At 59.4% G+C, this 21,805-nt stretch carries 23 protein-coding genes and 1 tRNA gene; 17 read left to right on the forward strand and 7 right to left on the reverse strand.

The features are described from left to right. Positions 1-182 precede the first annotated feature (182 nt). The 5 genes from LIS66_RS06405 (at position 183) to LIS66_RS06425 (ending at position 4,284) form a co-directional block, all read left to right on the forward strand. Complete coding sequence (locus LIS66_RS06405) at positions 183-791, forward strand: LemA family protein (RefSeq protein ID WP_042608173.1); 609 nt, start codon at positions 183-185, stop codon at positions 789-791. Between the two features lie 13 nt (positions 792-804). Then, positions 805-1,560: a TPM domain-containing protein gene (locus tag LIS66_RS06410; RefSeq protein WP_042608172.1), complete on the forward strand. Its 756-nt coding sequence runs from the start codon at positions 805-807 to the stop codon at positions 1,558-1,560. A gap of 33 nt (positions 1,561-1,593) precedes the next feature. Then, entirely contained in the window at positions 1,594-2,211 is a 618-nt protein-coding gene (locus LIS66_RS06415; protein ID WP_016771315.1) for a TPM domain-containing protein, read from the forward strand. A gap of 312 nt (positions 2,212-2,523) precedes the next feature. Next, positions 2,524-3,750 (forward strand): class I SAM-dependent methyltransferase, encoded by a 1,227-nt coding sequence (locus LIS66_RS06420; protein WP_227973830.1) that lies wholly within the window; start codon positions 2,524-2,526, stop codon positions 3,748-3,750. A gap of 189 nt (positions 3,751-3,939) precedes the next feature. After that, positions 3,940-4,284: a YegP family protein gene (locus LIS66_RS06425; RefSeq protein WP_116658814.1), complete on the forward strand. Its 345-nt coding sequence runs from the start codon at positions 3,940-3,942 to the stop codon at positions 4,282-4,284. A gap of 166 nt (positions 4,285-4,450) precedes the next feature. Here the strand turns inward: LIS66_RS06425 and LIS66_RS06430 are convergent, their stop codons facing one another. Further along, entirely contained in the window at positions 4,451-5,470 is a 1,020-nt protein-coding gene (locus LIS66_RS06430) for a DUF4917 family protein (RefSeq protein ID WP_227973831.1), read from the reverse strand. A 154-nt stretch (positions 5,471-5,624) separates the two neighbouring features. Here LIS66_RS06430 and yiaY point away from each other — a divergent pair, with 154 nt between their 5' ends. Next, on the forward strand, positions 5,625-6,773 hold the full coding sequence (gene yiaY / locus LIS66_RS06435; RefSeq protein WP_227973832.1) for an L-threonine dehydrogenase: 1,149 nt from the start codon (positions 5,625-5,627) through the stop codon (positions 6,771-6,773). On the opposite strand, the gene LIS66_RS06440 is transcribed toward yiaY, so the two are convergent. Further along, positions 6,734-7,411: a hypothetical protein gene (locus tag LIS66_RS06440; RefSeq protein WP_227973833.1), complete on the reverse strand. Its 678-nt coding sequence runs from the start codon at positions 7,409-7,411 to the stop codon at positions 6,734-6,736. The genes yiaY and LIS66_RS06440 overlap by 40 nt on opposite strands. Before the next feature lie 218 nt (positions 7,412-7,629). Between LIS66_RS06440 and LIS66_RS06445 the strand changes: the two genes are divergently transcribed. From LIS66_RS06445 to LIS66_RS06480, 8 genes are all read left to right on the forward strand, one after another. Next, the gene (locus tag LIS66_RS06445; RefSeq protein ID WP_227973834.1) at positions 7,630-8,940 is read left to right on the forward strand and encodes a hypothetical protein; all 1,311 of its coding nucleotides are present in this window, start codon (positions 7,630-7,632) and stop codon (positions 8,938-8,940) included. 61 nt (positions 8,941-9,001) lie between these two features. Then, positions 9,002-9,907 (forward strand): LysR family transcriptional regulator, encoded by a 906-nt coding sequence (locus tag LIS66_RS06450; RefSeq protein WP_227973835.1) that lies wholly within the window; start codon positions 9,002-9,004, stop codon positions 9,905-9,907. Between the two features lie 248 nt (positions 9,908-10,155). Next, entirely contained in the window at positions 10,156-11,349 is a 1,194-nt protein-coding gene (locus tag LIS66_RS06455; RefSeq protein ID WP_227973836.1) for a CaiB/BaiF CoA transferase family protein, read from the forward strand. Next, a complete protein-coding gene (locus LIS66_RS06460) occupies positions 11,346-12,272 on the forward strand; it encodes a hydroxymethylglutaryl-CoA lyase (protein WP_227973837.1) in 927 nt (308 codons plus the stop codon). Before LIS66_RS06455 ends, LIS66_RS06460 begins: the two co-directional genes overlap by 4 nt. A gap of 172 nt (positions 12,273-12,444) precedes the next feature. Then, on the forward strand, positions 12,445-13,776 hold the full coding sequence (locus tag LIS66_RS06465; protein ID WP_083353383.1) for an MFS transporter: 1,332 nt from the start codon (positions 12,445-12,447) through the stop codon (positions 13,774-13,776). A 193-nt stretch (positions 13,777-13,969) separates the two neighbouring features. Then, a complete protein-coding gene (locus tag LIS66_RS06470) occupies positions 13,970-14,704 on the forward strand; it encodes a hypothetical protein (RefSeq protein WP_227973838.1) in 735 nt (244 codons plus the stop codon). An 85-nt stretch (positions 14,705-14,789) separates the two neighbouring features. After that, positions 14,790-15,428 carry a LysE family translocator gene (locus LIS66_RS06475; protein WP_042608161.1) on the forward strand — a complete coding sequence of 213 codons (639 nt, stop codon included), beginning with the start codon at positions 14,790-14,792 and terminating at the stop codon, positions 15,426-15,428. A gap of 156 nt (positions 15,429-15,584) precedes the next feature. Then, a complete protein-coding gene (locus LIS66_RS06480) occupies positions 15,585-16,088 on the forward strand; it encodes a DUF4142 domain-containing protein (protein ID WP_227973839.1) in 504 nt (167 codons plus the stop codon). A 170-nt stretch (positions 16,089-16,258) separates the two neighbouring features. Here the strand turns inward: LIS66_RS06480 and LIS66_RS06485 are convergent, their stop codons facing one another. After that, positions 16,259-16,669, reverse strand: a complete 411-nt coding sequence (locus tag LIS66_RS06485; RefSeq protein ID WP_016771301.1) for a low affinity iron permease family protein — start codon at positions 16,667-16,669, stop codon at positions 16,259-16,261. 218 nt (positions 16,670-16,887) lie between these two features. Between LIS66_RS06485 and LIS66_RS06490 the strand changes: the two genes are divergently transcribed. Both LIS66_RS06490 and tam read left to right on the forward strand, forming a co-directional pair. After that, positions 16,888-17,973, forward strand: a complete 1,086-nt coding sequence (locus LIS66_RS06490) for a type I restriction endonuclease (protein WP_083353380.1) — start codon at positions 16,888-16,890, stop codon at positions 17,971-17,973. A gap of 109 nt (positions 17,974-18,082) precedes the next feature. Further along, positions 18,083-18,853 (forward strand): trans-aconitate 2-methyltransferase, encoded by a 771-nt coding sequence (gene tam, locus LIS66_RS06495; RefSeq protein WP_227973840.1) that lies wholly within the window; start codon positions 18,083-18,085, stop codon positions 18,851-18,853. Between the two features lie 130 nt (positions 18,854-18,983). Here tam and LIS66_RS06500 read toward each other — a convergent pair whose 3' ends face one another. Next, positions 18,984-19,712 carry a class I SAM-dependent methyltransferase gene (locus tag LIS66_RS06500; RefSeq protein ID WP_064362611.1) on the reverse strand — a complete coding sequence of 243 codons (729 nt, stop codon included), beginning with the start codon at positions 19,710-19,712 and terminating at the stop codon, positions 18,984-18,986. Between the two features lie 429 nt (positions 19,713-20,141). On the opposite strand from LIS66_RS06500, the gene LIS66_RS06505 reads away from it, so the two are divergent. After that, positions 20,142-20,501 (forward strand): DUF6124 family protein, encoded by a 360-nt coding sequence (locus LIS66_RS06505; protein WP_042608156.1) that lies wholly within the window; start codon positions 20,142-20,144, stop codon positions 20,499-20,501. A gap of 67 nt (positions 20,502-20,568) precedes the next feature. Here LIS66_RS06505 and LIS66_RS06510 read toward each other — a convergent pair whose 3' ends face one another. The 3 genes from LIS66_RS06510 to LIS66_RS06520 all read right to left on the reverse strand — a co-directional run bounded on the left by LIS66_RS06510 (position 20,569) and on the right by LIS66_RS06520 (position 21,782). Continuing rightward, positions 20,569-20,925, reverse strand: coding sequence for a helix-turn-helix domain-containing protein (locus LIS66_RS06510; RefSeq protein WP_042608155.1), 357 nt, complete (start codon positions 20,923-20,925; stop codon positions 20,569-20,571). Then, positions 20,922-21,224 (reverse strand): type II toxin-antitoxin system HigB family toxin, encoded by a 303-nt coding sequence (locus LIS66_RS06515; protein WP_227973841.1) that lies wholly within the window; start codon positions 21,222-21,224, stop codon positions 20,922-20,924. The genes LIS66_RS06510 and LIS66_RS06515 overlap by 4 nt, the downstream gene beginning before the upstream one ends. A 484-nt stretch (positions 21,225-21,708) precedes the next feature. Further along, positions 21,709-21,782 (reverse strand) — tRNA-Gly (locus LIS66_RS06520). Positions 21,783-21,805: the final 23 nt, after the last annotated feature.

Consider the following 21,805-nt stretch of genomic DNA (forward strand, 5'->3'; position numbering starts at 1 on the left):
GTACCGGCGCAAAACCCTGAGCCGGAAAACCGCAGCCGACCGCGGCAATGTGAACACGAAGGGCACTTTTTAGCCGATTAACCCGTCGCATGCCAGTGGCGGCGCCGATTATGCCCCAACCGCTGGCCGGGAATGCCCAGCGCTCGGTTTTTAAATCAAATGTGTCATGGAGCATCACTGCAATGAATATCAGCCCAACCTCTCGTTCACGGCTACAGATCGCCACGTTGCTGGTGTTCGCCACGCTGTTGACCGCGTGCGGCATCAACAATATCCCGACCCTCGATGAACAGGCGAAAGCCGCCTGGGGCCAGGTGCAGAACCAGTACCAGCGCCGCGCCGACCTGATTCCCAATCTGGTGGAAACCGTGAAGGGCTACGCGGCCCACGAACAGGAAACCCTGACTGCAGTGATCGAGGCACGGGCCAAGGCAACGTCGATTCAGGTCGATGCCAGCACCCTCGACAATCCCGAGAAGCTCAAGCAGTTCCAGCAGGCGCAGGATCAACTGACCGGCGCGTTGAGTCGTCTGATGGTGGTCTCCGAGCGCTACCCGGATCTGAAGGCCAACCAGAACTTCCTTGCCCTGCAATCGCAACTCGAAGGCACGGAAAACCGGATTGCCGTGGCGCGTCGCGATTTCATTCTGGCGGTGCAGAAATACAACACCGAGATCCGCACCTTCCCCGGTCGCCTGTGGCACAGCGTGATGTACAGCGATCTGCCGATGCGCGAAACCTTCGAAGCCACCACGCCCGGCGCGGAAAAGGCCCCGGAAGTGAAATTCTGATTCGAGGTTGCCCATGCGTGTGTTGAAACTGGGCCTGGTGCTGATGCTGTGGCTGTTCGCCGTCAGCGCCCGGGCCGAATTGACGTTTCCGCCGCTGAGCGGACGCGTGGTCGATCAGGCACAAATGCTCGAGCCAACGGTGCGCGCGCAACTCAGCCAGCAATTACAGGCGCACGAACAGGCCACTGGCGAGCAATTGGTGGTGGTCACGCTGCCGGACCTGCAGGGCACGACCATCGAGGATTTCGGCGTTCAGCTCGGTCGGCACTGGGGCATCGGCCAGAAGGACAAGAACAACGGTGCGCTGCTGATCGTCGCCCGTGACGAGCGCAAACTGCGCATCGAAGTCGGCTATGGCCTGGAAGATCGCCTGACCGATGCGCAGTCGTCGGTGATCATCCATCAGGTCATCACCCCGGCGTTCAAGACCGGCAACTTCAGCAAAGGCATCAGCGATGGCGTTGCGGCGATGCTGGTGGTATTGGGCGGCAATCCGCTCGATGAGCCGTCCACGGTGTACGAATCCAGCGGCGACCCGGCGGATGATTTCATCTCGCGGCATCCGGCGCTGTTCATGTTTCTGGTGATGTTGTTCATCCTGACGGTGTTTGTCTGCCAGATGCTCGGTATCCTGCCTGCCGGTCGGGGCGGCTCCGGAGGAGGGGGCGGTTTCGGCGGTGGCGGCGGCTTTGGCGGCGGTGGCGGCGGCGGTGGCTTCAGCGGTGGCGGGGGCAGTTTCGGCGGCGGCGGTTCGTCCGGCGGCTGGTGAGATCAAAAGAATAATGAGCAGGCACTTTTCGACATGGCATTACTGACTGAACACGAACAACGCAAAGTCGCCGAGGCCATTGCCCGGGTCGAACGCGACACCGACGCCGAACTGGTCACGGTGCTCGCTGCCCGCGCCGACGATTACGCGTACATCCCGCTGCTCTGGGCCAGTCTGCTGGCGCTGGTGTTGCCGGGCATCGTGCACTACCTCACGGGCTGGCTGACCCTGCGCAGTCTGTTGCTGGTGCAGTGGGGCATGTTCATCGTCCTCTGCCTGCTGTTTCGCCTGCCAAAGATCACCACCCATCTGGTGCCGCGCCGGGTGCGCCACTGGCGTGCCTCCAACCTGGCGCGGCGGCAGTTTCTTGAGCAGAACCTGCACCACACCGTGGGCAGTACGGGCATGCTGATTTTTGTCTGCGAGGCTGAGCGCTATGTGGAGATTCTGGTGGACGAGGGGATTTCCAAACGGCTGGATAACAGCAACTGGGATGCGATTGTCGCGGCGTTTACCGAACAGGTCCGCCAGGGCCGCACGCTGGAGGGGTTTGTCACCTGCGTAGAGGCCTGTGGCGAGTTGTTGAAGGTGCATGTGCCGGTGACGCAGGTGCGGAACGAGTTGCCGAATCGGTTGGTGGTTCTGGGCTGATATTCCTTCTCGCTTGAGATCCAGACCCTCACCCCAGCCCTCTCCCAGAGGGAGAGGGAGCCGACCGAGGTGTTCTGTCGAGTTCCGCCGACCTGAAATGCCGAGTCGAACTCAAATCCTGACAGCCATAGTCGACTCGGTCGTTCAGGTCGATGTCGAGCGCAAGACACCTCGATCGGCCCCCTCTCCCTCCGGGAGAGGGCTGGGGTGAGGGGCTTCTGGACCGTTGGGTAAATAAGAGGGTGTCCCCAATCCCCATCCCCCCTAAAATACCCGCCATTCCCGATTCCGCCCGTCCGAGGCCGTTTGTCCATGTCCGTTTCCGCACCTTCCGCGCCGTCCGCCAGACCGGCCCCAGATCACCACGCCCAGTTCATCGAGCTGCTGCAAACCAGCCTCGACGACAACGGCTTCATCAAACTGGTGCTGGCCAAGTACGTCGGTGAAGAGGCGGATCTGCAGCGGGTCATCATCAAGCCGGTGACGGTCAAGGCGCAGCCGTGCCTGTCGTTCGTTTATCGCTACAAGACCCGCGACATCACCAAGAACCTGCCGCTGAGCGAGGGCGTGGCGCTGATTGCCGGGCTGCTGCCAACCTCGTTCAAAAATGCCCACTTGCTGGCGCTGACCGACGAAGCGCAGCTGGAATACAGCAAAAAGGGCAAGAGTTCGCTGTTCAAGAGCAAGCCTCAGCAATTGCGCGAAGCGCCGTCCGCCGAGCACAACCGCGAGAAAAACCGCTTCCTCGAATTGAGCCGCCCGTTCCTCAAGGACCTGGGCGTGACCAACGCTCAGCATGAACTGATCCCGGCGATGTCGCGCAAGTGGAAGCAGATCAACAAGTTCATCGAAGTGTTCAGTCACGCCTTGACCTCCTCGCCGCTGGCGCTGGACAAACCGGTGCGGGTCGCCGATTTCGGTTCGGGCAAGGGCTACCTGACGTTTGCCATTCACGACTACCTGCGCAACACCCTGAAGGCCGAGGGCGAAGTCACCGGCGTCGAGTTGCGCGAAGAAATGGTCAACCTGTGCAATGCCGCAGCGGCGAAACTCGAGCACCCGGGGCTGGTGTTCAAATGCGGTGACGTGCGCACGGTGGCGCCGAGTGAGCTGGACGTGATGATCGCCCTGCATGCGTGCGACATCGCCACCGATTACGCGATCCACACCGGCATCCGCTCGGGCGCGTCGATCATCATGTGCTCGCCGTGCTGCCACAAACAGATCCGCCTGCAGATCCAGAGCCCGGCGCTGCTCAAGCCGATGCTGCAATACGGTCTGCACCTCGGCCAGCAGGCGGAAATGGTCACCGACAGCCTGCGCGCGCTGTTCCTCGAAGCGTGTGGTTACGAGACCAAGGTCTTCGAGTTCATCTCGCTGGAACACACCAACAAGAACAAGATGATTCTCGCGGTGAAACGCACCGAACCGGTCGATCCGTCGCAGCTGTTGGCGAAGATCGAAGAGCTCAAAGCCTTCTACCACATCAGCGAACACTGCCTGGAAACCCTGCTGCGCGCCGACGGCTATATGCCTTGAGAGGCAGCTGCAAGCTTCAAGCGGCAAGCTGCAAGTGAAGCATGACGCTGGTGTGCCTGATTTGGGTGATCCTGCTTTTTCTTGCAGCTTGCAGCTTGCAGCTTGCAGTCGGCTCAGGCGACAGATCGCAGGTGCTGGTCTTTACTCTGAAGCGCGAGATCTCGCAATCGCCCCCAAGGAGGAACAGGCATGTCCGGATGGTACGAAGTGAGCAAAAGCAGCAACGGCCAATTCAGGTTCGTGTTGAAAGCGGCGAATGCCGAAACGATTCTGACCAGCGAGCTCTACAGCACCCGCGCCAGTGCCGACGGCGGCATTGCTGCGGTTCAGAGCAACAGCCCGCTGGATGAGCGCTACGAGAAAAAGTCGACCAGGGATGGCCATCCCTACTTCAATCTCAAGGCGGCCAATCACCAGATCATCGGCAGCAGCGAGTCGTATTCATCGGATGGCGCCTGTGACAAGGGCATCGCCAGCGTGAAGGCCAACGGCCCGACCACAGTCATCAAGGACAAGACCCTGCCGGTCCTCTGAGGGTACCGAATTCCCTTGTAGGAGTGAGCCTGCTCGCGATGAGGCGATCAGATCCAACTCAGATGTCGCCTGTCGGACCGCTATCGCGAGCAGGCTCACTCCTACAGTTGGAATACATTCCATTGTGGGAGCGAGCCTGCTCGCGAACGCGTCAGCCCGGCCAATATCAAACCTCAACCGGTACCGACAATTTCGGATCACCGAGGGCATGGCTCTTGGCATCAAAAAACCGCAACTCAACCCCGGTACCTTCAAACACCTTGGCGTAGTGACGCTTCTGATGCTGGATGAACGCCGCGCTGCGCGGATAAATCGAGATCGCCACGCACTTCGGGTTAGCCAACCGCAGCGCGCGTACCAGATGCGCATCCTGCTCGCCCAGGGCATGGCCGAAGATGCACAGGCTGTCGCCATGGGCGAGTAATTGCTCATAGCAAAACAACAGATAATCCGAGCTGCGAATAGTCTTGAGCTTGTCGGCGCTCGGTCCTTCGGTGACGAACAGCGGCACGTCATCCAGCGTCTTGATCGTATTGTTGATCGCGAAACTGCCGAGCAGAGTGCCCTCGGTCGAAGTCAGTTTGCGCGCGGTGCCGTCCTGATTGCGCACCAGATGCAGACCACCGTGCAGGTACAGCAGGCGCGGCTTGTCCGTGGCGCTTTGGCTCAGGTCGAAACTGGCGTCCGCGCCGTTGAACAGATCGTCGATGGCTTCGCCCGGGTGTTGCAGCGCCCAATAGTTGAGCAGGTCGTAGTTGGTGGTGAACACCGTGCGATAGCGCGCCAGTTCTGCATTGAGCACCGTCAGCGTCGAAGGCTGCACCAGCCGCCACGGGATGTGCACCGCGTGCACGGTGTTGATCAGCGCTTCCTTGATCGCGTAATAGCGATTGCGCGGCGCCGCCGAGCTGACCGCCAGGGCCTTGTTGACCCGGCTGGTGGTTTTCAGGGCGCCCAGCACTTGCTCGAAGCTGCGGGTTTGCAGCGCGTCGAATACCGCCAGTTCCGATGGGCTCAGCGGTTTCTCTTCGACCGTACGGGCGTTTTCGAACAGCGAGTCGTAGCCGAAGTCATCCCATACCGCGCGACTGGCGCCGTTGCCCACCAGCAAACCGCTGAAAGCGGTCGTGGTGCGCAGGGCATTCCAGTCTTCGAGGGTGGCGTCGACATTGAGAAAATCGGTCATTGCGTGGGCGGTCTCAAAACAAAGGGCAGATGGACGGCGACTTTATCACGAGCGGACATTGAGCCAGATCAACATTGCTGGTGACCGATCGGTCGATGCTGTGTGCACCCGCCGAATCGAGGCAGTCGATCCGGCTCCAGTCAGGAGACACACGATGAGCAGCACCTTCTTCATTCCGGCGGTCAACATCATGGGCAGCGGCTGCCTCGATGAAGCGATGCTCGCGATTCGCAATTATGGCTTTCGCAAGGCGCTGATCGTCACCGACAGCGGGCTGGCCAAGGCCGGCGTGGCCGCAATGATCGCCGAGAAACTGGCGATGCAGGATATCGATTCGGTGATCTTCGATGGCGCCAGACCGAACCCGAGCACGGCCAATGTCGAATCGGGTCTGGGGCTGTTGAAGGAAAGCCAATGTGATTTTGTCGTGTCACTGGGCGGCGGCTCGCCGCACGATTGCGCCAAGGGCATTGCCCTGTGCGCGACCAATGGCGGGCAGATCGGCGATTACGAGGGCGTTGACCGCTCCAGCAAACCGCAACTGCCGCTGATCGCCATCAACACCACCGCGGGTACGGCCAGCGAGATGACCCGCTTCTGCATCATCACCGACGAATCACGCCACGTGAAAATGGCCATCGTCGACCGCAACGTCACGCCGCTGCTGTCAGTCAACGACCCGGAGTTGATGGTTGCGATGCCCAAGGGCCTGACCGCCGCCACTGGCATGGACGCACTGACCCACGCCATCGAAGCCTACGTTTCGACCGCCGCCAACCCGATCACCGACGCTTGCGCGCTGAAGGCCATGAGCCTGATCAGCAGCAACCTGCGTCTAGCGGTGCGCGACGGCAGCGACCTGGCGGCGCGGGAGAACATGGCTTACGCGCAATTCCTCGCCGGTATGGCCTTCAATAATGCGTCGCTGGGTTTCGTCCACGCTATGGCGCATCAACTGGGCGGCTACTATGACTTGCCCCACGGCGTGTGCAACGCCGTACTGTTGCCGCATGTGCAGAGCTTCAATGCGCTGGTCTGTGCTGATCGACTCAGGGATGTCGCTCACGCCATGGGCGCGGATATTCGTGGTTTCAGCGCGGAGGAGGGTGCGCAAGCGGCGATCCATGCCATTCGCAGCCTCGCCAAAGACGTCGAGATTCCCGGCGGACTGCGTGAGCTGGGCGCGAAGCTCAGCGACATCCCGGTGCTCGCCGCCAATGCCTTGAAAGACGCCTGCGGACTGACCAATCCGCGAGCTGCGGATCAACGCCAGATCGAAGAGATTTTCCGTAATGCGTTTTGAGTGAGGGCGCGAAGGCGAGCGACGCCGAGTAGTTCATCGCCTGTTCGTGCCGCGACGGTAAATGTCCGCACACGGCCCCAATCTGAAGTTTCGCCGGCAATGTTGTGAACAGCGGATATCCGGTACTGCCCGACCGGTAAGCGGTGCTCAGCCGAGGTTGCCCATTTTTGGTCGCTTTCGACCCCGGCCCGGGCAATCTCCAGGCCGGTGTCCAGATCGAAAATACTGACGAAACCTTCGGCCCGAGTGACATCTCCCGAGAACACCGGAGGCGCGTCTACCTGTGCTCCCTCTATCGGTTTGAGAACGAGCGGGACGTCGATGGCGGGCCGCAGTCGCACCTCATATGCGCGCTCGTCACTCCATTGCGACGTGTTGCCTGCGTATGTCTGGTGTGCGTGAATCCTTTGCTGGCCCTGAGCCTGAGCGCCGCTGATGCTGAATGCCCATCGTCCATTTGCGCTGACCTTTCCTGCGCCGAGCGAATGGGTATTTTCAATGTTCCAGACCTGCACAAGCGCATCGGGTATGCCGCTGCCGAGCAACAGTGTTGCAGGCCCGGTCGTGCTGCCCTGTTCTGGATAGGTGATGGTCGGGGCCGGTGGCGGTTGTGAAATTTGCTCGTCGCGAGTGCTCATCGTTCTTCTCGTCTACGGCGGATATGAACGCTGAGGTTGGCATGACGTGCCTGACTTAGAACCTGTAAGAACTACCAGTCCTTCAGGCTTTTTTGATCGGTGAGTAATTTCGTTTTCTTCTGAAAAACTGTCATTTATGTCAGTTGTCTGCAATGGCTTCTTCAGGTCGAATGCTCCGGACAAGGGGATCGAGTCGATCTCTTCAAGAGCATACGAACATGTCGAACTCCGCCGCGGCAAACTCACCAAACGCGCAGTCAGCCGGGGAGCTCGATGAGCTGTTTGGGCAACGAACGCTCGAATTTCCCGGCGCGAGCAAAACCATTGGCAGAGGCGTGGCGATCACCCCGTCGGGGCAGATCATGGTCAGCGCAACGGTCGAGCAGTCGGGCCATTCGTACTACGGCCTCGCGCGTCTGGATGGCAATGGAAATCCGGATCCGGCCTTTGGTGATGGCGGCTATCTCTGCGGCCAGTTCGGTACCGGCCTGCTATCGCAAGGCGGATCCTTGATCGTTGATGCGCTCGGACGGATCTGGATGTGCGGTGTGGTCGGCGTGGTCACAGACAAGGCTTTGGAATACCAGCAAGTCATCGCCCGGTTTTCCCCCGACGGCTCGCCGGACATCGAGTTCGGCGGCGACGGAAGCGGCTATCGGATTGTGCCCATGCGTATTCCATCGCTGGGCGGTGCCACGCATGGGCATCTGATCCTGGCGAAATCTGTTCCACAGGTGGCCGAGCCGGACAGACTGCTGTTTGTCACCTCGCAAAAGGGCAGTGGCTTGCTCACGCGGCTGCATTTCGACGGCTCGGACGATTTGACGTTCGCTGCCAACGGCTGGATGCCCCTGACCCTGCCGAGGGTGGCCATTTCCTTGCTCGGGATCGTCCAGCTCGGCAGTGGGCTGATTCTTGTGCACGGCAAGACAGAAATAACCAACCAGGGATTGGTCATGGCGTTCGATCACAGCGGCAACCTCGCAAAAGCATTCGGCGACGAGGGGATTTTGCTGCTGAATATCCAACGGGATGGCAAGCCGCTTGAAAGCAGCGTGGCGGAGATTGTTGTGCAAACGGCAGCGCGACTGCTCCTGCTTGGTTCGGCGGTCGAGTCATCTGAAGGTGAGAAACTTCAACATGCGTTCATCAGCGGTATCACTTACACCGGTGCGATGGATGAAACGTTCAATCGCAAAAATCCTGTGATCACCCCAGCGACAGGGGCTCTGGACCTCAGGCAATGGCAAGCGGGTTTCGCGCTGGACGATATCGATGGCCAACGAATCGTTGCGGTCGGACAGACCTCGGGCAGCACGCGTGGCTTGCTGACGGCGGGCTTTCTGGTTGACGGCGCGGAGGATGATTGTTTCGATGTCGACGGCGCGAAGGATATTTCGTGGCCCGCCATCGATGCCTGTGCGCAAGGCTCTTCGATCCTGGTATTGGGTCGCAAGGACGACAGCGCGAAGTTGGTCCGCTTGCTGACCGCCTCTGCGACGAAACGCCGTGACAGCACTGGCCTTTGAGCAGGCACAGGTAAAACCGGGCTATCCTGCCGACTCGAATGAACCTGTCTTCGAGTCTCCCATGCTGCAAAAAAGCCTGATCCGCCGCCTCGACCTGATCACCCTGCAACTTTTTGTCGCCGTCCACGAGGAAGGCACACTGACCCGTGCGGCCGCGCGCGAAGCCATTGCGGTGTCGGCGGCGAGCAAGCGTCTGATGGAATTGGAGGAGGCGCTGGGCATCGCACTGTTCGTGCGCCAGGCCAAAGGCATGGTCCTCACCGCGGCCGGTGAAACCCTGTTGCACCATGCGCGACAGATGCTTTTCAACGTGGAAAAAATGGGCCTGGAGCTGGGTGAGCACAGCCACGGGGTGCGCGGTTACGTGCGCATGCTGGCCAATCTTTCAGCAATCATTCAGTTTCTGCCCGAAGACTTGCGTGACTTCTCTGCGCAGCATCCGCAGGTCAAGACCGACCTCGAAGAACGGCCCAGCGCCGGGGTGATTCAGGGCGTGCTCGATGGCGTCGCGGACCTCGGCATCTGCTCCGATGACAGCGATACCAAAGGCCTGCACAGCGTGTTGTACCGCCAGGACAAACTGGTGGTGGTGATGCTCCCGGAGCATCCATTGGCGACGCGCGAATCGGTGACCTTCCACGAAACTCTCGACAGTGACTACGTCGGTTTGCACGCGGCCAGTTCGATCAACATGCGCACCCATGCGGCGGCGCGACAGGCCGGCAAAGTTCTGCGCATCCGCATTCATGTGCCGGGATTCGATGCGGTGTGCCGGATGGTGCAGGCGAACATGGGCATCGGCATTCTGCCGCAGCGAGCCTATGAGTTATTTGGTCAGGCACTGGGATTGCACGCGGTGCCGCTGACCGATGCCTGGTCGGACCGTGCGCTGATAGTGGTGGTGCGCGATGAAGCGGGATTGTCGCCGGTGAGCCGAATGTTGTTTGAGCATTTGCGTGCGCCGTAGATCTTCATTGCGGCTGATGGCCTCTTCGCGAGCAGGCTCGCTCCTACAGGGGATTTGGGTGAACTCAAATCTGTGGGCGACGCAAAACCTGTAGGAGTGAGCCTGCTCGCGATGGCTGACCTGAGGTCACCGAAACTTTCTGGAGCATTCGCATTTCGCGAACGCTCATTGCCGAGAGACGGCTGGATTGTCCAATCATCGTTCCTCTAGCCTTGGCCACCTATTCCAAGAACAAGAGGTACCCCGCGATGACTGCCCCTTTGAGTGCGATCAAAGTGATCGAGATCGGCACCCTGATCGCCGCGCCGTTTGCCGCGCGCATGCTTGCCGAGTTCGGCGCCGAGGTGATCAAGATCGAAGCCATGGGCCAGGGCGACCCGCTGCGCAAATGGCGCAAGCTGCACGAAGGCACGTCGCTGTGGTGGTACCTGCAATCGCGCAACAAGAAATCCCTGGCACTCAACCTCAAATCTACTGAAGGCATCGAACTGGTCAAGCAACTGGCCGGCGACGCCGACGTGATCATCGAAAATCTGCGCCCCGGCGCGCTGGAAAAACTCGGTCTGGGTTGGGACGTGCTACATGCGCTGAATCCGAACCTGACCCTGGTGCGTATCTCTGGCTACGGCCAGACCGGCCCGTACCGCGACCGGCCCGGTTTCGGTGCGATTGGCGAGGCCATGGGCGGCATCCGCTACACCACCGGCAATCCCGATTCGCCACCGGCGCGGGTCGGCGTCAGCCTCGGCGATTCGCTCGCCTCGCTGCACGCGGTGATCGGCGCGCTGATGTCGTTGTTGCGGGTCAAGACCGGGCAGGGCGGCGGGCAGATTGTCGATGTGTCGCTGGCCGAAAGCGTGTTCAACGTCATGGAAAGTCTGGTGCCGGAATACGACATGCTTGGTCATGTCCGCGAACGCAGCGGCGGCGCCTTGCCGGGTATCGCGCCCTCCAACACTTACCTCACCGCCGACGGTGCCTACGTGGTGATCGCCGGCAACAGCGACCCAATCTACAAGCGCTTGATGCACACCATCGGCCGCGCCGATCTGGCCGACGCAGAAGAATTCGCCCACAACGACGGCCGCGCCGCCAAGAGCGGATTGCTCGATGCGGCCATCACCCACTGGACCAGCAGCCTGCCGATCGACGAAGTTCTGGCTGCCCTCGAAGCCGCCGAAGTGCCGGCCGGGCGCATCTACTCGGTGGCCGACATCGTCGCCGATCCGCACTATCAGGCGCGGGACATGCTGCTCAATGCCCAATTGCCCGGTGGCGCAACAGTGAAGATGCCCGGCATCGTCCCCAAGCTCTCGGAGACCCCCGGCGGGGTGAACTGGTCCGGGCCGAAACTGGGCCAGCACACCGACGCTATTCTGGCCGGGCTGGGCCTGACTGAACTCGATATCGAACGCCTGAAAGGCCAAGGGGTCGTGCAATGATCACTGACTATTCGCACCAGCTGATCGTCCAGGAAGTCTCGCCCCGCGACGGTTTGCAGATCGAGCCGACCTGGGTGGAAACCGCTGACAAGATCGCCCTGATCGATCAACTGTCGCAGGCCGGATTCAGCCGCATCGAAGCCGGCTCGTTCGTTTCGCCCAAAGCCATCCCGGCCCTGCGTGACGGCGAGCAGGTGTTCACCGGCATTCAGCGCCAGCCGGGGGTGATCTACGTGGCGCTGATCCCCAATCTGAAAGGCGCACAACGGGCAGTGGCGGCGAAGGCCGATGAGTTGAATCTGGTGATGTCCGCCAGCCAGACCCACAACCTCGCGAATATGCGCATGCGTTGCGAGGATTCGCTGGCAGCGTTCGCTGACATCGTCGCGTTTGTCTGCGGCTCGGGTGTACGCCTCAACGGCAGCATCGCCACCACCTTCGGCTGCCCGTTCGAAGGCAAGATTGACGAGGATCGCGTGCTGCAGATCGTCGACGCTTATCAGGAGCTCGGCATTCAGGGCATCAGCCTCGCCGACACCACCGGCATGGCCAATCCGCGTCAGGTGGATCGTTTGGTACGGCGTGTTCTGCAGCGGGTTTCGCCGGCCGATCTGACCCTGCATTTCCATAACACCCGTGGCCTCGGTTTGTGCAACGTGCTGGCCGCTTACGAGGCCGGCGCACGGCGCTTCGATGCGGCGCTCGGTGGTCTTGGTGGTTGCCCGTTTGCGCCGGGGGCGTCGGGCAATATCTGCACTGAAGACCTGGTGAATCTGTGCGAGGAAGTCGGCATTCCCACCGGGATCGATTTGCCGTTGCTGCTGAAACTCTCGCGCGGCTTGCCAGATCTGTTAGGCCACGAAGTCCCCGGCCAACTGGCCAAGGCCGGGCGCAACTGCGACCTGCACCCGATCCCCACCTGATACACATCAATCCCTTGTAGGAGTGAGCCTGCTCGCGATAGCGGTGTATCAGGCGCCGCATAGGTTGCCTGACACACCGCCATCGCGAGCAGGCTCACTCCTACAGTTGAAACCGCATACCAGACAACAAAAACAATCGGACGCCCATCGGCAGTCCGCCTGGAGAAAAGCTATGAGCCTCAATGTAATGGAGGCGGGCGTGAGTCCGTCCGTCGATCACGACGCCGAGAAAGCCCTGGTCAGCAAAGTCGCCTGGCGCCTGATGCCGCTGATCATGGTCTGCTACCTGTTCGCCTTTTTCGATCGCATCAACATCAGCTTCGCCAAATTCCAGTTGCAGACCGACCTGAGCCTGAGCGACACCGCGTACGGCCTCGGCGCCGGGCTGTTCGTGGTCGGTTACGTGCTGTTCGAAGTGCCGAGCAACATGATGCTGTACAAGGTCGGCGCACGGCGCTGGATTGCGCGGATCATGATGTCGTGGGGCGTGGCAACGGCGGCGATGGTCTTCGTCAACAGCGAATGGCAGTTCTATGCGCTGCGCTTCGTCATCGGCGCGATGGAAGCCGGTTTCGCCCCCGGCGTGCTGTATTACCTGACGCTGTGGTTTCCACAGCACTTCCGTGGCCGCATCACGTCGATGCTGTTTCTCGCCTCGGCATTCGCCGGACTGGTCGGCGCGCCGTTCTCCGGGCTGGTGCTGCAACACCTCGACGGCGTATTGCAGATGCGCGGCTGGCACTGGCTGTTCCTGCTCGGTGGCGTGCCGTGCATCGCGCTCGGTTTTCTCGTGCTCACCCAGCTCAAAGACCGCATCGAGGATGCGCACTGGCTGACCGCTGACGAGAAGAAATTGCTTTCCAGCCGCATCGCCCATCACGAGCCGCACAAAAGCGGCGGCTCGTTGCTCGCGGCGCTGAAAATCCCCGGTTTCCTGACGTTGGGTTTGATTTACTTCCTGATCCAGGTCGCGTCCTACGGCCTGAATTTCTGGGCGCCACAATTGATCCGCAGCGCCGGCACCGAAAGCCCGGTGATGATCGGCCTGCTGACCGCCATTCCCTACATCTGCGGGGCGATCAGCATGGTCGTGATCGGACGCTTGTCAGACGCCACCGGTGAGCGGCGCAAGTTCGTCGCCGGGCTGGTGATCGTCGGCGCGATCGGCTTCTTCAGCGCGGGGATCTTCGCCAGCCACACGACATTCCTGATCGTCGCGCTCGGGCTGCTCGGTGCGGGCATCATCGCTTCGATCCCGAGCTTCTGGACCCTGCCACCGAAGTTGCTCGCAGGTGCCGGTGCCGGCGCGGCAGGCGGGATCGCGGTGATCAATACCCTGGGGCAGTTCGGCGGGATCGTCAGCCCGGTCATGGTCGGACGCATCAAGGACCTCACCGGCAGCACCACCCCGGCGCTGTACGTCATCGGCGTCGCCGCGCTGATTGCTGCAGCATTGCTGTTGTGGGGCTTGCCGCAGAAGTTGCGGACGCTGGACAAGTATTGAGATTGGCGGCGTCCGTGATGACGCCTTCGCCAGTCGGCTCGCTCCCACATTTGGAATGCGCTTTCCTGTGGGAGCGAGCCTGCTCGCGAATTCCGACTTCAGACGCATGAGAAGACTGGCTGGCCTGATCTGTTGAATCCTCCGATGCAGAAAGGGATAGTGCTCGCCTGGAAATATCTTCAAGGAGCAGGAATTGACAATGAAGTCCATGTGGATCAGCGCTGCGGTGCTCTACGGATGGTTAATGACTGGGCAGGCGTGGGCCGATTGCACGCCGCCTGCGATCAGCGGGGAAGCGGATTTTTCTCTGTGCAAGGACTGGCCGGCTTATTCGCAGTTGACGATTACCGCGCTGTCGACGTTCGTGCCCGATCCCGTCAATGCCGACGGCGGCAGGGTGGGTTCATACAATCTCGATTTGGCCGTCATCTCGGCAGGCAGTGCCCAACCGCTGGCGACCTATCATCAGCCGTCGGCGTTTCTCTCCGATGCCATCGCGCTGGAGAGTCTGGAACTGGATACCGCGCGCTATAAACTCACGCCCGACCTGCGTGCATTCGGCGTACGCGCCCATTTCAAAGGCTCCTCACGCGTCAATCCGCTGGATGAAACGTTGCTGTCGCTCTATGTGAAAGAGGGCGACAAGTTGCGCCCGGTGCTGGATCGCTTGGTCGTCTACAGCTTCAGCGGCGAATGGGATGGCAACTGCGCGGGCGAGCGCTCGGAGACGGTGCGCACGCTCGAGATGGGCAAAACCGGTGCCCATGGTTATGCCGATATCATTGTCCGCTCAGTCACCACGGGCCTGGCCGGTGAGGGACCACCTGACAGCTGCGAAATGAAGACCACCCACGAAAAGCCAGTGCTGACCACGTTGCGCTACGACGGCAAAACGTACGTGTTGCCGCAAGGTTTCAAGGGCATGTGACTGGCGTTTTCACGACGCGCAGTGATCGGACGTGATCGCCTGATATAGACTTTGTGCCACGTATTCTGGCGCTTGCAGGTTTTCCATGACTCCATCATTGCTGTTGGCCGTTCTGGCATCGGGTTTCATCTACGGGATCACGCCGGGGCCGGGTGTGCTGGCGGTGTTCGGGATTGGCGCGGCGCACGGGCGGCGGGCCGGGGCGGGGTTTCTCTGTGGGCACCTGCTCGGCGATGTGATCTGGTGCAGCACCGCGCTGGTGGCGATTGTTGGCGCGCGGGAAATCGGCAGCACTGCATTTGATGTGCTCGGCGTGCTTAGTGCGGTGTACCTGTTCTGGCTCGGCTGGCGTGCGGTGCGTGCCCAGCGTCGCAATGGCGACGAAGCGCAGGGCGCGGCGCGCCAGCCGTTCTGGCACGGCATCGTCTTCGGCCTGACCAATCCCAAGGCGTACCCGGTAGCGGTGGCGACCTTCACCGCGCTGCTGTCGAGCCGCGCCGAATTGCTCAACTGGTCAATGCTGCCGGCGCTGATCGCCCTGAGTTTCATCGGCGGTGCGCTGGCTTACGCCATTCTTATCGGTGTGGTTGGCGCGCAACGAGTGCGTACGGTGTATCAGCGTCACGAACTGCTGATCACCCGTTTGTGCGGCGTGATGTTTATCGGTTTTGCCATCAATGCGCTGGTGCACGCGCTACCGGGGTTGATGCCGAACAAGGGCTGATGCTGAGCAAGCACCGTTCGTCGCGCCTGGGGCAGTTTTTCTAAACCTTTGACCGTCAAAGCATTACTAACTGAGGCGGACGCTTGTCCGCCGCGATATCTTGAGCAGCGGGAGAAACACGGCCCGCTTGAATTTTCCACGAAGGAGGGCGCGACCATGAGCCGGATGGCCACCCGTTTACGTAACGTCAGTTTTGCAGCCCTGCTGGGCCTGTGCGCCAGCACTGCATTCGCCCAGTCGCCTGCCGAATTCATCAACGATGCCTCCGCCAAAGGCATGGCCGACATCGAAGCCAGCCGTCTGGCCCACGGCAAGACCGAATCGAAAGAGGTCAAGGATTACACCATCGTCGTCATCAACGACCGCACCACGGCCAACCAGCATCTGGCGAAAATCGCCAAGAAACTCGACCTGCCGGTGGCGCCCCGCGAGGAACTAGCCGACAAGGCCAAAGAGTTGATGCCGCAAGTGAAGGACGGCGCAACCTTCGATCAGGCCTATGCCGCCAGTCAGGTCAAAGCCACCGAAGAGGCGATTACCCAGATCGAACAACAGGCACAGACCACCGACGTGCCTGAGATCAAAGCGTTTGCCGATGAGACCTTGCCGAAATTGCAAAGTCATCTGGAGAAGGCCCGCGCGTTGCAGGCCAGTCGCTGAGTTCGCTGCATTATTGCAACGCGACCGAGACCTTCAGTTGAAATGCGATGCGTGCCCTGTGGGAGCGAGCCTGCTCGCGAAAGTTGTGTGTCAGTCAATGAGGTTTTGACTGACCATCCATCTTCGCGAGCAGGCTCGCTCCCACGAGTGTGTTTACACCCTGGATTTGTTCAGCACTCGTTCAAATCCTGCTTGGGCTTGCTCTTGTCACCCAGCCCCTCTAGATCAAACACCTGATTCTCACCCAGTGCGCGGTAATGCCGGCGCAGCGCTTCCAGCTGTTTCAAATCCAGCGCCTCCAGCCCGAGCATCGCGTTCTGCGCCTCCTTGTTCACCCGCAGCAGCTCATCGAGTTTCAAATGCAGAATGTCGGTATCGCGGTTCTGCGTGTTCTGAATCAGGAACACCATCAGAAACGTGATGATCGTCGTCGAGGTATTGATGATCAGCTGCCACGTGTCGTTGTAACCAAAAATCGGCCCGCTCAACCCCCACAACCCGATCAGAATCAACGCCCCCATGAACGTCTTCGGGCTACCGGCCCACAGGGCAAGTTTCTGGGCAATCTTGGCGAATTTCATGATGGAAGTCCTTGTTTTGGGAGCCTGAAATTCAGACATCGGCGTTGCGCTGAAAATTCTGTTTACAACTTCCTCGCTCACTCATACGTCGGGCAGGACTCGCCAATCCAAGGCTTCTATATGGACACCTTTCATTGTGGAGGTTTGAGACTAGTATCAAGTGGCAGTCAAACTGCCATTAGCTCATTCCACGGATAGAAACCCGTAAGAGGCGCCTCATGGAATTCTTCGAAAAGTTAGCCAGCCTAGCCGCAAAAGTCCGCTTGCAGAGCGCTGCGATCCAGACTGAGGAGGCAACGAAAAATGCATTCGTCATGCCATTTATCAGCACGGTTCTGGGTTATGACGTTTTTGACCCGACCGAGGTGACCCCCGAGTTCGTCTGCGATATCGGCACCAAGAAAGGCGAGAAGATCGACTACGCGATCATGAAAGAGGGGGAGGTGCAGATTCTGATTGAATGCAAAAAAATCGGTGAACCGTTGCACATCAATCACGCCTCACAGTTGTTCCGCTATTTCCATGTCACCAGCGCTCGAATCTCCATTCTTACCAACGGCCAAGTCTATAAGTTTTTCACCGATCTGGATGCGCCGAATAAAATGGACGAGAAACCGTTCCTTGAATTGGATTTGTTGGACATTGATGAGTATTCAGTCCCCGAGTTGGTGAAGTTGACGAAGTCAGCTTTTGATGTTGATTCCATCATCAACGCAGCGGGGGAGTTGAAATATGTCAGCCAAATCAAAAAGGTCCTCGCCGCGCAGGTCAGCAAGCCAGACGATGACTTTGTAAAGGTTTTCGCTTCTCGGGTTTATGACGGCGTGATCACACAGAAAGTGCGCGACCAGTTTCACGAGCTGACCAGAAAAGCTGTCGGGCAATTTTTGAATGACCAGATCAATGATCGGCTCAAATCGGCAATGAGCGGCGCTATCCAGCCAGCGCTGGCCTCCCTCCCGTCAGTTCCTGCCGGAACTGATCCGGTAGATCCGCGTGACGAATCAGATGATAAGGTTTTAACGACGCTGGAAGAGCTGGAGGGCTATCACATCGTTCGGGCGTTGGTTCGATCTGTCGTTGATGCCAAGCGCATTGTTCAGCGCGATACGCAGAGCTATTTCGGTATCTTGCTGGACGATAACAATCGCAAACCGATCTGCCGTTTGCATTTCAATCGATCACAAAAGTATCTCGGCATCTTCGATGAAGAAAAAAACGAGACCCGGCATGCGATCAATTCGGTGGATGACATCTATGAGTTCTCGGATCATCTGAAAAAAACTGTCGGCTATTACGATTGATGGAGAGTCGACCATTCACTCAGACACCTCTTGCAACGCTCGCACTGGAATTGCTTTTCATGCTGCCTGTATCGTGAAAAGCAATTGAACGCCCCGACAGGAGAACGCAATGAGTTGGTCTGCCAAGCAATACGTCGCTTTCGAAGATGAACGCACCCGCCCGGCCCGTGATCTGCTGGCGGCAATACCCACGGCGCAGGCGCGGGCGGTGGTGGACATTGGTTGCGGGCCGGGCAATTCCACCGGGTTGCTGGTGCAGCGGTTTCCTGAGGCAAGGGTCAGTGGCCTCGACAGTTCGGCAGACATGATTGCCGCCGCGCGCAAGCGCTTGCCAGATTTGCAGTTTCAGGTGGCCGAGATCGACAAATGGGCTGACCAAGGTCCGTTCGATGTGATCTTCGCCAATGCGGTGTTGCAGTGGGTGCCTGATCACCATTCGTTGCTGCCGGCTCTGGCGAGCAAGCTTTCAGAGGGCGGCAGCCTGGCGATCCAGATGCCGGACAACCTCAACGAACCGTCCCACCGCTTGATGCGCGAAGTCGCTGCGGATGGACCGTGGGCGAGCAAGCTTGCAGGCGCTGCGGGACAGCGTACCGACATGGCAAGTGCCAGCGAGTACTTTTCGATGCTGCGGCCGCACTGCACGCGGGTCGATGTGTGGCGCACGACTTATCATCATCCACTGGCGGACGGAGCGGCGGGGGTGGTTGAGTGGTTCAAGGGCAGTGGTTTGATTCCTTTTCTGAGCCCGTTGACCGAGGAGGAGCGGGCGCAGTATCTGCAGCAATATCTCGCGGTGGTTGCAGAGGCTTATCCAGAGCTGGCCGACGGCTCGGTGCTGTTGCCGTTTCCGCGTTTGTTTATTGTTGCGACTCGCTGAATCACGCCTCTAAGTTTCTTGAGTTCGCCACGTTATCTCAGGTCGGCGCATCTCTCGAAAGCAACCCGGTCGGTTCCCTCTCCCCCGGGAGAGGGTTAGGGTGAGGGGCCTTTCGGAGCATGAAACCCGATCATCGCTGCACTGCCACCAGCATCATCATCGGCCGCTCGCGTTCTTCGGCCAACGCCGGTTGCGCTGCGACCTCTTCGTCACTCGGTCCCCACTCATTGACGTGACGAATATTGAAACCCGCTGCGATCAACGTATTGAGCAACGTGCCCACGGTCCGATGCTGCTTGATCACGCCGTCGGCCAACCAATTCGTCACCCGCTCGCCTTCCATCTGATAGCTTTCCAGCGGCCAGCGCTTGCGACCTTCGTTGTCGATCAGCCAACCCGGATTGCGTGGCGCCATGAAAATCGGATGTTCAATTGAAAAGACAAAATGCGAACCCGGTTTGAGTGCGGCATACAGCTGCGCGAACAACCCCGGGAGATCTGTTATGTAGTGCAGTGCTAGCGAGCTGTAGGCGAGGTCGAAACTGCAGGCGGGCAAGGCGAGGTGTTCGAGGTCGGCGCGTTCATAGCGCACATTCGCGACGGTCGTCGATTGCCGTGCGCGGTCGAGCATCCTCTCGGAGACGTCCAGCCCCAGCACGCTGGCCGCGCCTTGCTCGACTGCCCAGCGGCTGAACCAGCCATACCCGCACCCCAGATCAACCACATTCAGACCGTGCATGACCGGCAGCAATGCCTTGAGCGCTGGCCATTCCGGGGCGGCATCGAGGCCGCCGATCGAGCGATTCATCTGGCTGTAGCCGTGGAAGAACTCGGGATCATCGTAGATGTTTTGCGTCATGTTGACGGTGTCCTTTCAATCCGTTTGCGTTGAATGTGTCGGAGAAATTTCTCTTTTCCCAGCGCTTTTACACGTGGTGCGCCATGGCTGTTTAAAGTCGAATCGCGTTACGTCCCGATGCCTACAAATCCTTGCGCCGCTGCCTACCGGTACGCCAGAATCCGCCGGCTTGTGCGCCTGGAGGGCGGTCGGTAACTTGGTTCGCGTCACTGATTTCCAGTGATCGGGTTTAGCAGCCCGGCCAGCATTGACCAACGGTTGCACATGTACCTTCCAGTCAGGCTTCGCCTGCACTTGATGGTGGCTGTGCGCATGGCACCCTCGGGTGCGCCGGGTTTTGGACTTCCTACCGGTCTGCTAACTTGCGTACAGCTGCCACCCTTTCGTATAGCAGCGGGATGGTCGCAGTTACCACTACAGGAAGATTCCATGTTCAAGGTAACGCCAAATCCGCCGGAAACCGACCCGGCCTCTCCGTACGAGTCCCTCGACTCAAAAAAACTCCACGAAGCCGCCGGACGCGCCCTCGACCACTATCTCATCCCACCGAAAACCACTTCACCGCCGTACCAGACCAGCAGCATGTTCCAGGTCAACCCGAGCACCGACACCGAGTCGCTATTGGTCAATGCCAGCGAATCCCTCGGCTCGGCCAGCGTCATGCTCGGCGATTTCGCTGCCTTGCTCGACGGCAGCCAGCGCAAAACCCTGCTCGGCATCGCCCAGGTCGTCAAGCTGGGCGAACTGGCGGTGAATCAGGTTTTGGATAATGTGGTGCCGGTGGGTTAGCCGGCGTTGATTTCCGGGTAAAAAGAAACCGGTCGTTGCGACCGGTTTTTCGTGCGATATATTTTCTTCAGACACTGGCGAGCAGGCATTCATAAGGAATACGCAAGCCATCGTGCAGACGTTTGATCATCGCCAGACTCAGCTTGCGTTTGCGGTTCAGCACCTCCGAAACGCGGCCACTTGTGCCAATAAAGGGCTCAAGATCCCGCGGTGTCAAACCTTGCTGATCCATACGAAATTTGATGGCTTCAATGGGATCAGAAGGCGGCATCGGAAAATGCTGCTCCTCATACTTTTCGATCAGCAGAGCGAGAATTTCCAACTCATCGCCCTCCGGCGAGTCGATTTCTGCACCCCACAGCTGTTCCATGCGCAGCAATGCTGCGCTCAGGTCTTCCGGGCTACGAATGGGTCTGATGTTCATAAAACGGTCTCCGCGTTGATCTGGTCGTATTGAGCGTGAGTCCCAACGAAGCGAATAAAGCCGAGTTGCCGTTGGTAGTCGATCGCCAGAATCACTCGATATTTATTCCCGCCGATGTTGAATAGCACCCTGGCTCCCTTGAGGACGCTCGCAAGACGCTCGCAGAAAAGGCGGGGGTTTCCGAATCCACCATCAAGCGATTCGAAGCGACCGGGCTCGTGACGTTGGAGGCTTTGATCCTGATCGCCACTGCGCTTGATGAACTCGACGCTGTGACCAAACTGTTCAAACCTGAGCACCCGGGCTCGCTGGATGAGCTGAAGAATGCCAGGCGCAAGAGAGGGATGCGCTGATGATCAAGCCGTTCAAACAAACAGAAGCGCTGAATGTTTTGAAAGACGGCGCCAAGGTTGGTGAGCTGAATAAAGTCGCGGGCCGCTGACTTCGGTGGCCGCGCAAGCGGATCATGGAGATCTGCAGGGATTACTAATACCTCAAGGCCGAAGAATACATCGAGCAGACTCTCGCTGCGCTCGCCGACTGGAGGAAGGTATTCACTCGACTGAATGTCCCACACAAAGCCGGGGAACCGATCTTTAACGTACTGGCGAAGCTGCATCAGGATTTCGAGAAGTAAACCCAAGAGGTAGGGCTCACACTTTCCACGAAAGTCTTTGCCGCGAATACGCGTGAAATCCCGCGCACAAAAAAACCGGTCATCAAGGCCGGTTTTTCTATTCCTGCATCCCCCGTCAGACAACCCAACGCGAGATCAATATTCGGTGGAGCGGGTAGAGGGAATCGAACCCTCATCTAAAGCTTGGGAAGCTTTCGTTCTACCACTAAACTATACCCGCTCAGAGCGGCTGACTTTGTACCA

Source organism: Pseudomonas sp. HN2, from assembly GCF_020736465.1.
In the GTDB taxonomy this organism is placed as follows: Bacteria; Pseudomonadota; Gammaproteobacteria; order Pseudomonadales; family Pseudomonadaceae; genus Aquipseudomonas; species Aquipseudomonas moraviensis_A.

Excerpts from the sequence above, each read along its gene's own strand:
- yiaY (WP_227973832.1), top strand. The coding sequence starts at position 5,625 with ATGAGCAGCACCTTCTTCATTCCGGCGGTCAACATCATGGGCAGCGGC.
- LIS66_RS06465 (WP_083353383.1), top strand. The coding sequence starts at position 12,445 with ATGAGCCTCAATGTAATGGAGGCGGGCGTGAGTCCGTCCGTCGATCAC.
- tam (WP_227973840.1), top strand. The coding sequence starts at position 18,083 with ATGAGTTGGTCTGCCAAGCAATACGTCGCTTTCGAAGATGAACGCACC.
- LIS66_RS06455 (WP_227973836.1), top strand. The coding sequence starts at position 10,156 with ATGACTGCCCCTTTGAGTGCGATCAAAGTGATCGAGATCGGCACCCTG.
- LIS66_RS06430 (WP_227973831.1), bottom strand. The coding sequence starts at position 5,470 with ATGACCGATTTTCTCAATGTCGACGCCACCCTCGAAGACTGGAATGCC.
- LIS66_RS06415 (WP_016771315.1), top strand. The coding sequence starts at position 1,594 with ATGGCATTACTGACTGAACACGAACAACGCAAAGTCGCCGAGGCCATT.
- LIS66_RS06445 (WP_227973834.1), top strand. The coding sequence starts at position 7,630 with ATGTCGAACTCCGCCGCGGCAAACTCACCAAACGCGCAGTCAGCCGGG.
- LIS66_RS06410 (WP_042608172.1), top strand. The coding sequence starts at position 805 with ATGCGTGTGTTGAAACTGGGCCTGGTGCTGATGCTGTGGCTGTTCGCC.
- LIS66_RS06440 (WP_227973833.1), bottom strand. The coding sequence starts at position 7,411 with ATGAGCACTCGCGACGAGCAAATTTCACAACCGCCACCGGCCCCGACC.
- LIS66_RS06505 (WP_042608156.1), top strand. The coding sequence starts at position 20,142 with ATGTTCAAGGTAACGCCAAATCCGCCGGAAACCGACCCGGCCTCTCCG.
- LIS66_RS06425 (WP_116658814.1), top strand. The coding sequence starts at position 3,940 with ATGTCCGGATGGTACGAAGTGAGCAAAAGCAGCAACGGCCAATTCAGG.
- LIS66_RS06450 (WP_227973835.1), top strand. The coding sequence starts at position 9,002 with ATGCTGCAAAAAAGCCTGATCCGCCGCCTCGACCTGATCACCCTGCAA.
- LIS66_RS06460 (WP_227973837.1), top strand. The coding sequence starts at position 11,346 with ATGATCACTGACTATTCGCACCAGCTGATCGTCCAGGAAGTCTCGCCC.
- LIS66_RS06420 (WP_227973830.1), top strand. The coding sequence starts at position 2,524 with ATGTCCGTTTCCGCACCTTCCGCGCCGTCCGCCAGACCGGCCCCAGAT.
- LIS66_RS06510 (WP_042608155.1), bottom strand. The coding sequence starts at position 20,925 with ATGAACATCAGACCCATTCGTAGCCCGGAAGACCTGAGCGCAGCATTG.
- LIS66_RS06475 (WP_042608161.1), top strand. The coding sequence starts at position 14,790 with ATGACTCCATCATTGCTGTTGGCCGTTCTGGCATCGGGTTTCATCTAC.
- LIS66_RS06485 (WP_016771301.1), bottom strand. The coding sequence starts at position 16,669 with ATGAAATTCGCCAAGATTGCCCAGAAACTTGCCCTGTGGGCCGGTAGC.
- LIS66_RS06500 (WP_064362611.1), bottom strand. The coding sequence starts at position 19,712 with ATGACGCAAAACATCTACGATGATCCCGAGTTCTTCCACGGCTACAGC.
- LIS66_RS06490 (WP_083353380.1), top strand. The coding sequence starts at position 16,888 with ATGGAATTCTTCGAAAAGTTAGCCAGCCTAGCCGCAAAAGTCCGCTTG.
- LIS66_RS06405 (WP_042608173.1), top strand. The coding sequence starts at position 183 with ATGAATATCAGCCCAACCTCTCGTTCACGGCTACAGATCGCCACGTTG.
- LIS66_RS06480 (WP_227973839.1), top strand. The coding sequence starts at position 15,585 with ATGAGCCGGATGGCCACCCGTTTACGTAACGTCAGTTTTGCAGCCCTG.